Source organism: Butyrivibrio fibrisolvens, from assembly GCF_023206215.1.
GTDB lineage: Bacteria > Bacillota > Clostridia > Lachnospirales > Lachnospiraceae > Butyrivibrio > Butyrivibrio fibrisolvens_C.
Map to the genome: position 1 here is coordinate 617,939 of NZ_CP065800.1, position 12,881 is coordinate 630,819.

Genomic DNA, 12,881 nt, shown 5'->3' on the forward strand with positions numbered 1-12,881 from the left:
TGCAGGAATCAGTCCTGATCTTTCGATCATCTGGATTCTCTTCTTATCTTTCTCACAGCGATATGAGTAAGATAAGGCCCATTTCTTTCGAAATGGTCTTGATGAATTTCTTCATCTTTTTTGATGTCTTGATTTTTGGTTTGGACATAGAACATATCTTTGATCTTTTGGATCTTGATATAATCTATATTTCAGTATTCGGTTTTCAAGGAACAATCTGAGATAGCGAACTATCTCGAATGGAGATGGAGAGATTCGAACTCTTGACCCCCTGCTTGCAAGGCAGGTGCTCTCCCAACTGAGCTACACCCCCATTTAAACTGGCATCCACCTATCCTCCCATACCGTCACCAGTATAGTACTTTCGGCCGCTTAGGTCTTAACCGTCGTGTTCGAGATGGGAACGGGTGTTTCCCCCAAGCGCATCGACACCAGAAATGTTATGTTGTAAATGTTCAACGCTTTGATATCTTACTCTCAAGCATTTAAGCTGTCAAGTAGTATTTTCAAAGCTTTTAGCTTTAACAACTAAACAGTAATGCAACTCCCTACTTCTTCCTTCTTTATTTTCCTTAGAAAGGAGGTGATCCAGCCGCAGGTTCTCCTACGGCTACCTTGTTACGACTTCACCCCAGTTATCCGACCTGCCTTAGGCAGCTCCCTCCTTACGGTTAGGCCACTGACTTTGGGCATTTCCGACTCCCATGGTGTGACGGGCGGTGTGTACAAGACCCGGGAACGTATTCACCGCAGCATTCTGATCTGCGATTACTAGCGATTCCAGCTTCGTGCAGGCGGGTTGCAGCCTACAGTCCGAACTGGGTCGTTATTTTTGGGATTTGCTCACCTTCGCAGGGTTGCTTCCCTTTGTTACGACATTGTAGCACGTGTGTGGCCCAGATCATAAGGGGCATGATGATTTGACGTCATCCCCACCTTCCTCCAGGTTATCCCTGGCAGTCTCCATAGAGTGCCCATCTTACTGCTGGCTACTATGGACAAGGGTTGCGCTCGTTGCGGGACTTGACCCAACATCTCACGACACGAGCTGACGACAACCATGCACCACCTGTCTCAGATGTCCCGAAGGTCTTATGGCATTACCCATAATTCATCTGGATCTCAAGATCTGGTAAGGTTCTTCGCGTTGCTTCGAATTAAACCACATGCTCCACCGCTTGTGCGGGTCCCCGTCAATTCCTTTGAGTTTCATTCTTGCGAACGTACTCCCCAGGTGGAATACTTATTGCGTTAGCGCCGGCACTGAAAGACTATGTCTCCCAACACCTAGTATTCATCGTTTACTGCGTGGACTACCAGGGTATCTAATCCTGTTTGCTCCCCACGCCTTCGAGCCTCAACGTCAGTTGCTGTCCAGTAAGCCGCCTTCGCCACTGATGTTCTTCCTGATATCTACGCATTTCACTACTACACCAGGAATTCCGCTTACCTCTCCAGTACTCTAGTCTACCAGTTTCCAAAGCAAGCCCACGGTTGAGCCGTGGGGTTTCACTTCAGACTTGATACACCGTCTACGCTCCCTTTACACCCAGTAAATCCGGATAACGCTTGCCCCCTACGTATTACCGCGGCTGCTGGCACGTAGTTAGCCGGGGCTTCTTACTCAGGTACCGTCATCCCCTCTTACGAGGTCTTTCTTCCCTGCTGATAGAGCTTTACATACCGAAATACTTCTTCACTCACGCGGCGTCGCTGCATCAGGCTTTCGCCCATTGTGCAATATCCCCCACTGCTGCCTCCCGTAGGAGTTTGGGCCGTGTCTCAGTCCCAATGTGGCCGTCCGCCCTCTCAGGCCGGCTACTGATCGTCGCCTTGGTGGGCCGTTACCTCACCAACTAGCTAATCAGACGCGGGTCCATCTCATACCTATAAATATTTTCACACTAGATCATGCGATCCTGTGCGCTTATGCGGTGTTATCAGTCGTTTCCAACTGCTATCCCCCTGTATGAGGCAGGTTACCCACGCGTTACTCACCCGTCCGCCACTAAGTTTAACAAGAATCTGCCGAAGCTTCATCAGCGTTAAACTCCGTTCGACTTGCATGTGTTAGGCACGCCGCCAGCGTTCATCCTGAGCCAGGATCGAACTCTCACTTTAAAATAATTGTTCTTTCCGGTTCAGACTTATGCTGACTTAATCAGAATAATTCTGCTCCACTGTTATTTCTAACAGTTTGATGGTGGCTAAACCATCAAAAATTTACTTTTGGTTTTTGTTCTTCTGAACATTCTGTCCTTCTTCAAAAGAAGAACTGGAATTTTCAGGGTTGCATTACTGTTAAGTTGTCAAAGTGCTTTCAAAAGCTCTTGCCTTAAGGCTTTTAAGCTTTTGTGTCTTGGCTTTGTCCGCCGCAACGTGATTTATTTTAACTCGTTGCCAGTAACTTGTCAAGAACTTTTTGAATCATTTTTTGCTGCAGCTCGTTGTCTGATGAAGCTCTCGCTCTTCAAAACAGCTCGTTTCTTACGCAGCGAAGATGATTATATCTTGATGCTGATTTTTTGTCAACATCTTTTTTCGATTTTCTTTTTCTTATTTATAAGCGATTCGATCGCTCATATTTAAGGGACAAAAAAAGAACCTTGTAAACCTCTCAAGATTCTCTTTAAGCAAAAGCATTAAATCGAAAAACGGAGAAAGCGGGATTTGAACCCGCGCACCGGTCGCCCGGTCTACACCCTTAGCAGGGGCGCCTCTTCAGCCACTTGAGTATTTCTCCACATGTCTGAATAACCACTCTACCAAATGGTATAAATATTTGGTTCAGCATCTCTCCAGAAGCCGATCATACTACCTCGTATATCGAAATACTTCCTTCGCGACGCATCATTTATTATACAGATGACATTTCCTGTTTGTCAATCGTTTTACGCAATAATAATAAATATTTTTTTCAGACATTTACAAACTATTCTGATCCTCTTGAACTGTATTTACAAAATCACACATTCGTAAAAATGCTATTCATGAAAGTGTTAAATCTGTTCATACAGATTGGTTCCCTCTGAGTCTATTACAACTATACAAGGGAAGTTCTCTACGTGAAGTCTTCTGATGGCTTCTGTTCCAAGATCATCATAGGCTATAACCTCAGATGAAGTTATGGCTTTGGATAGCAGGGCACCAGCTCCGCCTATTGCAGCAAAATACACAGCTTTATTCCTGACTATGGCATCCTGTACTTCCTTGGTTCTCTTACCCTTGCCTATCATGCCTCTAAGGCCAAGATCAAGAAGTGAGGGTGCATACTTGTCCATACGGCTTGCTGTTGTAGGACCGGCTGATCCTATAGGTCTTCCCGGTCTTGCAGGAGATGGTCCCATGTAATATATTATATTGCCATCAAGTTCAAAGGGGAGCTTCCCACTTTTTGAAAGAGCCTCTGACATTCTCTTATGAGCCGCATCCCTTGCTGTATATATAGTTCCGGTGATGTATATCATATCCCCGGCTTTTAACTTAGATGTATCCTCTTTGGTCAAAGGAGCATTAATATGGTATTCCATTTTTTAACCTCATGTCGCGAGCAAAGCGAGTGACTAATGGTTCAAATTGGTGGAGCTCGCGACACCAATTTGGGTTTGAAAGTGGAACACTTTCAAACTTAACCTCTCACAGTGTTCTGCTTATATGTCTGTTGACATGGCAACAGATGTTAACAGCAACAGGAAGTCCTGCTATATGTGTTGCATAGGTGTTTATATTAACAGCAAGCGCTGTAGTAGATCCGCCCAGTCCTCCGGGGCCTATACCTGTTGCATTGATACGCTCTAGCATCTCCTCTTCCATATCTTTAATATATGGTATATCCGAATGCTCTCCTGCAGGTCTTGTCAGTGCCTGCTTGGCCATAATAGCGCATTTTTCAAAGGTACCACCTATTCCTACTCCGACAACCATAGGAGGGCATGCGTTAGGGCCGGCATCCTTTACGGCCTGAAGTATGGCATTCTTCACTCCCTCTTCTCCGTCAGCAGGTTTGAGCATATAGATCTTGCTCATATTCTCGCTTCCAAAGCCCTTGGGGGCACAGGTGATCTCAACTTTGTCACCTGGTACTATCTCAAAATGGATCACGGCAGGAGTATTGTCTTTGGTATTTTCTCTTATAAGAGGATCTCCTACTACTGATTTTCTAAGATATCCTTCTGTGTATCCTTGTCTTACACCTTCATTGATCGCATCTGTGACACTTCCTCCTACAAGGTGTACTTCCTGTCCGACTTTTATAAATACAACGGCCATTCCTGTGTCCTGGCAGATCGGGATCTTGTCAGTGTCAGCTATTTCAAGGTTCTTTTGAAGCTGAGTCAGTATGCTTTTCCCAAGGGGAGATTTCTCAGAAAGTGCATTATCATCAAGTGCTTTTTTCATATCAGGTGAAAGATGATAATTGGCAGAGATAACCATCTCTTTCACCGCAGTTGTTATATTACTAACATCAAGTTCGCGCATACTACCACCTATTATCAAAACTTAAGCTTTTTGCAGATGTCGCGAAGCTTGTCATCTTCGGGCTGCGTTGGTTTCCATGCTATTGTCTGTCCATCGTTAGTAAATCTTGGTATCACATGGAGATGAAAATGCTCTACAGTCTGTCCTGCAGCAGCTCCGTTGTTCTGAACAAGATTGACACCATCGCACTCAAGTGTATCTTTAAGTTTTTGAGCTACTTTCTTGGCAAGGATCATAGCTTTGCCAAGTGTTTCATCAGGAGTCTCAAAAACATTGGCGCTGTGATCTTTAGGGAGAATAAGTGCATGACCAAGGTTTGCAGGACCATTGTCCAGTATCACGTTGAACATATCATCTTCATAGATTGAATTGGTTGGGATATCCCCATTTGCAAGTTTACAGAAAATACAGTTATCGTTCTTCATACGCTCTCCTTTTGGTAGATTGTTTTTATTTTTTCTACATTATCATGTATTATACAGCTGCGACTTGCATCACAGCTGCATAGGTTTGATCTTACTGCCACGGATAAGGACCAGTGCTGTGCACACGATCATACCCATTATAAGTCCGCCTATATGAGCAGTGTTGTTAACACCGCCTTCAGTAAAGCCTGAAGCCACCATAAATACTACCACAAAAAGGCCCCTGTAAAGAAGGCTGCCTGCTGGTTTTCCTTCTCTTGCGGACCTTATTCTTTCATATGCAGTGAGAATGAGCAGAGCCCCGATAAGGCCAAATACTCCTCCACTTGCTCCTATTGAATAGCGCTCTATGTGTTTGAAATTCTCATAATATACAGATACAAGGTTGCCTCCTATACCGGACATGAGATATATGAGTGCAAAGCCGATATGCCCTACACTTATCTCTATAAGTCCTCCTATAAAGAACAGCCCTATCATATTAGAAACAATATGGGATATATCTGCGTGGAGAAAGGTTGCAGTTATAAGTCTGTACAGCTGACCGCCATAATATACATTATCTGTGATCAAGGCTCCGCTGTCTGTAAGTTTGTTGCCAAGGATCATCTGACTTACAAAAAACAATACATTAAGAAGTAAAAAAATTATCATAACAAAGGAAGTAAGATATCTTCCATAAAAATCCCTATACCACTGCTGATCATACTTGGCCATAAAAAACTACTGCAAACCTCACATCCGTTAAATTTCGCGCTGTCACTTATCCAAAAACAAAAATCTGATCAAGCCCGCGCAAGAGCTTGAAATCGCCTTTCATCTTCATATTACCTGCCATAAATGCTCTCTGGAAGGTCATACGTCCTGTAACTATCTCTTCAAGAGAATCCTTGGTCATAGAAAGTGCAACATCTATATCACTTGTTTCAGAAGCTATGACTTGTGTGACAAGACTATCCCTAATCGTTAAGAGCATGGTCTTCATGCCAGGTCTGTCCGTTACAGTTATAGCATATGTTCCCTGAACTTTATTATCAGGCCTGTAATGCTTTTTGAATGTATCTAAATAGTCTTCTGAAGTAGACGTGCGCTCATCATTTTTAAGTTTATCACGAAAAAGAGAAGAAAGCTCCTGAATATCAGCTTTTTGAGTTTGAACATATCTGTCATCAGAGACATACTTAGAAAGCTGTTCTGATTCCTGCGGAGTCAGATCGACGCTCTTGGTGAGAGAGACTTTCTGCTTTACTACCTGATTGCTTGCAGGAAGGGCGGGGATTTTCTGCGAGATAGTCCTATAGAAGTTCTCGGCCTTTTTTTCTATAAGACGTATATAATCCTGATTGCTGTCAAAAAGTGAAGTATCAGCGATATAGCCGCATACTCCGTCGCAGGGAAGGCCTCCAAGTATCTCCCAGGCCGTCTCAAGGCTGGTCACGCCTTCGCGCTCTCCGTATGTAGTAGACATGATAACAGGCATCATGTACATGCGTCCTATCTTGTCCTTATCGCCATAAAGCCAGCATGCATCTAAAAATTCCATGAGATATCCGCCGATACCGTACCATTCAACTGTAGAAGACAAAATGATACCATCGGCATCTTTAAGTGTACCAGGAAGTGCTGTTATTGCATTCTTTTGATCGAACAGATTGAATCTTTGTACCTCGACATTGAGTTCTTTTAATACATCCGTCATTCTGTTTATCACATACAAAGACGGATCGTCAACAATGCCGCGGCCTCCGTAGTAAATGTTGATCTTCATGGCTTATGTGCTCCTCCATTATTAACCTCATGTCACGAGTAAAGCGAGTGACTAATGGTTCGAATTGGTGAAACTCGTGACACCAATTCGGGTTTGAAAGTGGAACACTTTCAAACTTTAACCTCATGTCCCAACACAACAGGCTGTAGAAAGGGAACGCCAGACAGTACAGAAAAGTACTTCTATTCCCAAAGACCATAATCATAATTAAGTATAGCACATCCGGTACATAGAAATACATCCATGTATTTCTGGACATGTCACGTTACTTCCTGTAACGGTACATAGAAATACATCCATGTATTTCTGAGCATGTCACGTTACTTCCTGTAACGGTACATAGAAATACATCCATGTATTTCTGAGCATGTCACGTTACTTCCTGTAACGGTACATAGAAATACATCCCACCATTATCTATAGTCAAAGACGATATCTGAAAATCTGACTTCATCTCCGGGAACTATTCTTACAGGTTTTTGAGCCTGGAGTCTGCATCCGTTGTGGTATGTTCCATTGGTAGAGCCAAGGTCTATAAGGAACATGTTGCCGTTTTCTCTAAAAAGGCGCGCATGGATCCTGCTTATGGTCTTATGGGGTATCACGAAGTCAACACAGCCTTCCATCTTGCCTATTGTAAGAGGGAGCTTGTCGGTGCTTATCTGGATGCAGTTGTTAAGACCTCTACTGTAAAGGCGTCCCTGTTCCTTGACAGGACTGTCACTTAGGACTGTAGTTCCGGGATCCTTAGGGGCTGATGCATGTGCATATGTATCTGCCTTCCTTGATGCGAACATCTGGAGATTGGGCATAAGTACAGAGGGCGCTGCAGCTCCAAAAGCCTTCTCATCTGATTTTGCAAAAGCAAGGTTGCCCGGGCCGAATGCACTAGATTCTCCTTTTTCGCAAGCTCTTCCGAATCCATTTCCGATTTCTTCATCTATATCAAAATCATCGTCTTCATATGACTTTGATCTTCTTTTCTTTTTTCTATACTCGTTTTTATTGGTCAAAGCAGAGTTTTTCTTTTCTGCTTCTTTTCTCTTCTTCACATGAGAGATCTCTGATCTTATGTTGTCATCGATCTCCTGCATCTCTAAGGTTTTGCGTTTATGACTTGCATATATAAGAGCGGCAATACCCATAGTAAATGTCACGCCTATAATAGAAAGAGAGATGATATTCTGTCTTGGAGTAAGAGGATATCGATATCTTATAGCAATACCAAGTAATCCTATTATTATAGAAAGTATTGAAAAGATATAATAACTCTTCATATCATTATCTTTTGACTTTCCTTTTGATGATGTATCTTCCTCTTCTTTTTCATCAAAATCTTCATAAAAGTCCGGGCTGGGAGTAGCCTGTACAGCACTTCTATCTGCGATATGTTCTACAGGCTGCTGCCCTTCTACTTGGCTTACTGTTTCAAGACTCTGTGCCATCTTGTCACGCATCATCCTTGCAATAACAGAGAGGTTGTATCCATTCTCTTCGACAAGCATGCAGAATTCATATGCTGTATTTACCGCCTTCTCATCGTTATGATCAACTATATCTGTTAGTTCCATGGCAAAAGTTTCGATATCTTCTCTGTTATCTCCGGGAAGGCACATAAAGCGAAAGCTTCCGCGAGCAAGATCCACCATAACTGTATCCATTGTCATAACAAGACTGTCTTCTTCAAGAAGGTATTCCGCCATATCTATGCAGGTCTTCTCAAGATCCGTGAAAAAATCCATAAGCTGCGAATAGTTCATTTTCTTACTTGCAAATCTGTCTGCAATACTCCTAAGGCCGTCAGCTTCATAATATAGAAAGGAATCAGAATTGATGTTTCTAAGGCTGCAGGCCATAAGACCTTTGGTTTTCTGGGCTTCAAGCATCTTATACCTGTAATCCCCTGTATCTATATCACCAAGACCAACTACCATGTAATTATGTGACAAGTCTCTTTCATAACGTATATTGTAATTCATTCTTAACCTCATGTCGCGAGTGAAACGAGTGACTAATGGTTCAAATTGGTGGAGCTCGCGACACCAATTTGGGTTTGAAAGTGGAACACTTTCAAACTTAACCTCATGTCGCGAGTGACTAATGGTTCAAATTGATGGAGCTCGCGTCATCAATTTGAGGAGTTAATTCCTAATTAACTCCCTTGAAAATGGAACATTTTCAAACTACCCCTAACATATAATTGTAAGCAAAAAGTGATTTTTTAATCAGAAGTCAAAGCCTCTGTAAATACCTTATAAAGGTCGTAAGCCCTTGTGAAAAGCCGCACTCTCTTGGCAGGTCTTGTATAACTTGCCTTCCAGGATATGGAAGATGCCCATTTACCCTGAGGATTTATGCCGTAATAGCTGGTCCCTCCATGGTAAGTCTCCATAGACAGAGTTACTTCGACATTATTAAACAGCCAGTCGCTGGAGGTCTGAACAGAGGGTTTATCACTTCCAAAATACCAGGATCCAAACTGCCAGTCACTATTGTCAAGCGCATACTGCTCAGGCTCATCATCAGATATAACCGCACCTCTTAAAGCAAGAAGGTATGCATCCTGAGACATTATCACTCTGTCGTACATCATAAAGCTCCAGTGTACGACCAAGACTATAACAAGTAATATGATAGGAAATATCAGTGACAGTTCTATGGTAAGGTATGCGCCCTGCAGCCTTTGAACTATATCTTCAGAAAAAATCTCAGCTTTAGAGCCTTTTTTATAATATGCTTCTTTAGAAGAAATTATGGTATTAGATTCTTTTTTATCACAATCTACCTTCTCAGAATAATTATGATGTCTGTCTATAAGATCATATGCTGCAAAGTACACAGACTGCCCCCATTCCAGCCGTAAGGAAGGGAAGAAATGGTAACGACTCCTTTTTCCCGGCTTTTTTGAACATCAATAATCCTGCTGAAACAAAAGCTGATATCACAAGACCTGCGCACAAACCTATAAGCACATTGATAAGCCCAAATACAGGTCCCAGGAAAAGGATCATAAGTCCGTCTCCATAACCTATCTGCTCCTTGGTAAGATATGAAAGTGCCAGCATAAAAGCGCCCGGCAAAAGTGAGCATATTTCCATATAGATAGTAGAATCATAAAAGAGCTGACATATACCGCAGATACAAGATATGCATCCTGCTATAACAAGGATTTTGACAGAAACGGATTTATTTTTGATATCATAGACAGCTGATATTACAAGGATCAGCATCATTAGAATTATAAAGATCATATTATTCCTTTCCTATTATCCACCGGCGCATACAGAACACGGTCTATATCCTTGCTCCTTGGCGGCCGATAGTTTAAGCGTTATTATGTCGCGGGTAAGCTGATGACAATCAAGACTTGAATGGTATCTTCTTCCATAATCTGTGTAATATACCGTTCCGGATGTTCCTCCGCCGCAGGTACTACAGGGATAATATATGGCTCCGCTTTTATTCCTTTTATCTTCTATCTCTATGTAAGGACAGTTATGGATATTCCTTGTAAGATAGGTGCAGCCTTTGTCCGTGTGATATACAGCTCCTGCTCTCTTAGCTATATATACGTCAGGATCTTCATCTTCCTGCTCCTCTTCCTGGTCAGAAGCAACTGCAAATCCTGACCAGTCATGGCCATAGTACCTTGCTTCCATCCTGATGTCAGAAAGGCCAAAACACTTAAAATACGGATGCGTCGTATATACAGCTTCAAGCCCTACTTCACCTTCATTGGTCAGATTAAGAGGTGCTATGTATATCTCACCATCAAGGACTGGTGTTTCTAAGATACTCGATGGATCAAGATAATTCTTGACCATCAGATACGTAACTGCCGAATCGAATACATTCCTTCCGGCAGTTTTGTAACTGTCAGGGATACCCGCCAGATCATCGAATATGGTGCCGCTCTCATCTCCTGTACTAAGCAGCTCCTCTCCAGCGCCAAGGACCATATCTGCTTCGAATCTAAGAAGACATATCTCATTGCCCGTCTGATGGAGAGCAATCTCTACCGCATTCTGAAGACGCAGCATTTCAAAAAGTGAAAATACTGTGACAAAGAACATCAGAAAAAGAGGTATTAGGATCGATGCCTCAAGTGTAATGGCAGCACCTGGCGATATCCTTTTCTTAGCGCCATGATCTGCCCGGAGAGGCTTATGCTTTTTGTTTTTATATATTTTTGTGATCGTGTCCGAAAAGGACACCCCCAGGTGCTTCATTACATCTACCTCATATCGTGAATAAATATGTAGCCTGAAACATTAAAAGATCCAAGCTTAGAAAGCAGCTTCAGACCATTATCATCTAGGAGCTTCTTCATAACCGAAGAACCTTGTAAATTCATAGCTGTGACCACTCTCGCCGTCATAGGTTACAGTAACTTTATAACAGTCTATACAGCCGTCTATCCTGAAGTTTGAATACCCGGGGACTTTACGTATATCAAGTTCCATGATATCCATCATGCGCTTTGTCTCTTCATCAACAGATCCTATTGCTTCATGAAGGAGCATCAGGATAAGAAGATATCCTTTATAATCAGGGCCGTAAGAATTGGAACCCGTCACTCCGTGAAGACCTGATAAAAGATCAGTCTTCCAGGAATCATCTGTTTTTATGATGGGAACTTTGCCACCCGACATAAGCATGGCTACATCATTTCTGCCTTCTATAAAGGCGTAGACTGCTGTAAGAAAGAGCTTTACAAGTTCTGCCAGCGTAACTCCTATAACCGGAATAAGACATAGCGCTTCAGTTATTGGCGTTACCACAAGTCCGGGTTTAGAATCCGGCCTAAAAGCATATACATAATCAATGACACATCTTATAGCAAACAGCCACCATACGACTGCTGCCAGATTGCCTTTGTCTGTATTTTTTTTGCCGATAAGATATTCGACCTGATACTGAAGATGTGAATTTTCTTTGGGATGCTTGTAATAACCGAACTTTTCAAAAAGATATATATTAAAAAGTCCAAAGTTTTCAAAAACGTTGGCATCAAAATTATCAGAAAGACCTGTGCCTTGAAGACAATTGCTGCGTCCTGTATAAACTGAGCCTGTATCAAAACTTGCATCAGATACAGTCTCTGACTCAGGTATTACAAGATCCAGGATCGAGAACTTCTTGGTCTGAGCATCCTGACCTGCAATATCAGACATAGTCTCCTGAGTCTGTCTGGCATCCTCAAGATCTACTTCATCTTCTGTATGACCTCCAAGATCCTGATCAGAATTATCAGTAAATAAAGCTGATATCTTTTCAAATACACCTACGACATTTTCAAAAAATGATATGTCTTCGCCGCCGGCTCCTTGCCCTTCAATGTCTGCCTTGCCGCTTGTAGCTTCCTCGGCACTGCCCAACAGGCCTTCTAAAGGCTCAGCTTCAAGATATGAGAAAATCTGCCTCTGAACCACAGCGCTTCCGTTGTCACCTGCAAAGGTATACTCCGGAACACTGACATCCGCCAGAGAAAGCTCTGAGAAGTTACTGGTATTTAGAAGAAATTCTCCAATCTGGGATATGGTATTGCCATCGGTATTCGCACTTAGATAATAATCCAGTCTCTCTGTCATATTTGAAAGAGCGGGGGAGCCCTTGTCATAAGCGGTATCGACCATTAAAAGTCCATACTGCTGCCTAAGTGGTCTATTGTATTCACCAAGTACTGCGTTTCCAGCAATATCAGTAACTATCTCAACTTTCATCTTCTCTGCTCTTATTCTGGCGCCTGTAAAAAGCGCCAGTACAAGTGACAGAAGGATAGGCAGCATAAGAGCCATATAGATGGTAAGCGATGCACTTACTTTTGTATTAAAAGCTGCCTTGTTTCTACTCATTAGTATGTTGCAGCCTGGCTTACACCGCTATCAATTGTGCCGAATACTGTCTCAAGAACACCGTTGATGTTCTCCTTAAATACAAGAACAAGACCAATAAGAACTACGATGATCAGAACAATCTCAATAGTACCCATTCCGGCATTATCATCTGCAAGCTCTGCTGCAAAATCCCTGCACGCAAGACGATTCTGCGCCACTGCCTTCATAGCAGCAAACTTTGTTTTTACATTCTCCATTACTTTTTTCATGTTGTTTTCTCCTTTTTCGTATGAAATATTTTGTTGTTTTTGATATACAAGTTGTTTTATCTTATATATCTTTTTTATAGTCAGCAGTTTTAATACTGCGAGC

11 protein-coding genes, 2 tRNA genes and 2 rRNA genes are annotated in these 12,881 nt (G+C 42.4%); all 15 read right to left on the reverse strand.

Features of this window, described 5'->3' with window-relative positions; genetic code table 11:
- Positions 1 to 240: 240 nt before the first annotated feature.
- Positions 241 to 313, reverse strand: a tRNA-Ala gene (locus tag I7804_RS02525).
- A gap of 5 nt (positions 314 to 318) precedes the next feature.
- Positions 319 to 436 (reverse strand): 5S ribosomal RNA (gene rrf / locus I7804_RS02530).
- 140 nt (positions 437 to 576) lie between these two features.
- Positions 577 to 2,121: ribosomal RNA gene (locus I7804_RS02535) — 16S ribosomal RNA — on the reverse strand.
- A gap of 534 nt (positions 2,122 to 2,655) precedes the next feature.
- Positions 2,656 to 2,743, reverse strand: a tRNA-Ser gene (locus I7804_RS02540).
- 256 nt (positions 2,744 to 2,999) lie between these two features.
- Positions 3,000 to 3,530, reverse strand: coding sequence for a Fe-S-containing hydro-lyase (locus tag I7804_RS02545; protein ID WP_022756250.1), 531 nt, complete (start codon positions 3,528 to 3,530; stop codon positions 3,000 to 3,002).
- Positions 3,531 to 3,636: 106 nt separating this feature from the next.
- Positions 3,637 to 4,479, reverse strand: a complete 843-nt coding sequence (locus I7804_RS02550) for a fumarate hydratase (protein WP_027205028.1) — start codon at positions 4,477 to 4,479, stop codon at positions 3,637 to 3,639.
- Positions 4,480 to 4,493: 14 nt separating this feature from the next.
- Positions 4,494 to 4,904, reverse strand: coding sequence for an HIT family protein (locus I7804_RS02555; protein ID WP_022755225.1), 411 nt, complete (start codon positions 4,902 to 4,904; stop codon positions 4,494 to 4,496).
- Between the two features lie 69 nt (positions 4,905 to 4,973).
- Positions 4,974 to 5,621, reverse strand: a complete 648-nt coding sequence (locus I7804_RS02560) for a rhomboid family intramembrane serine protease (protein WP_248404778.1) — start codon at positions 5,619 to 5,621, stop codon at positions 4,974 to 4,976.
- Between the two features lie 46 nt (positions 5,622 to 5,667).
- Positions 5,668 to 6,672 (reverse strand): SCP2 sterol-binding domain-containing protein, encoded by a 1,005-nt coding sequence (locus tag I7804_RS02565; protein WP_248404780.1) that lies wholly within the window; start codon positions 6,670 to 6,672, stop codon positions 5,668 to 5,670.
- Positions 6,673 to 7,085: 413 nt separating this feature from the next.
- Positions 7,086 to 8,663 carry a DUF6382 domain-containing protein gene (locus I7804_RS02570; protein WP_248404781.1) on the reverse strand — a complete coding sequence of 526 codons (1,578 nt, stop codon included), beginning with the start codon at positions 8,661 to 8,663 and terminating at the stop codon, positions 7,086 to 7,088.
- A gap of 230 nt (positions 8,664 to 8,893) precedes the next feature.
- Positions 8,894 to 9,511 carry a TadE/TadG family type IV pilus assembly protein gene (locus I7804_RS02575; protein ID WP_248404782.1) on the reverse strand — a complete coding sequence of 206 codons (618 nt, stop codon included), beginning with the start codon at positions 9,509 to 9,511 and terminating at the stop codon, positions 8,894 to 8,896.
- The gene (locus I7804_RS02580; protein ID WP_027205026.1) at positions 9,492 to 9,923 is read right to left on the reverse strand and encodes a hypothetical protein; all 432 of its coding nucleotides are present in this window, start codon (positions 9,921 to 9,923) and stop codon (positions 9,492 to 9,494) included. Before I7804_RS02580 ends, I7804_RS02575 begins: the two co-directional genes overlap by 20 nt.
- A 15-nt stretch (positions 9,924 to 9,938) precedes the next feature.
- Positions 9,939 to 10,901, reverse strand: a complete 963-nt coding sequence (locus I7804_RS02585; protein WP_248404783.1) for a hypothetical protein — start codon at positions 10,899 to 10,901, stop codon at positions 9,939 to 9,941.
- A gap of 81 nt (positions 10,902 to 10,982) precedes the next feature.
- Positions 10,983 to 12,527 carry a DUF5702 domain-containing protein gene (locus I7804_RS02590; protein WP_248404784.1) on the reverse strand — a complete coding sequence of 515 codons (1,545 nt, stop codon included), beginning with the start codon at positions 12,525 to 12,527 and terminating at the stop codon, positions 10,983 to 10,985.
- Complete coding sequence (locus I7804_RS02595) at positions 12,527 to 12,778, reverse strand: Flp1 family type IVb pilin (RefSeq protein ID WP_034485434.1); 252 nt, start codon at positions 12,776 to 12,778, stop codon at positions 12,527 to 12,529. The genes I7804_RS02590 and I7804_RS02595 overlap by 1 nt, the downstream gene beginning before the upstream one ends.
- Positions 12,779 to 12,881 lie beyond the last annotated feature (103 nt).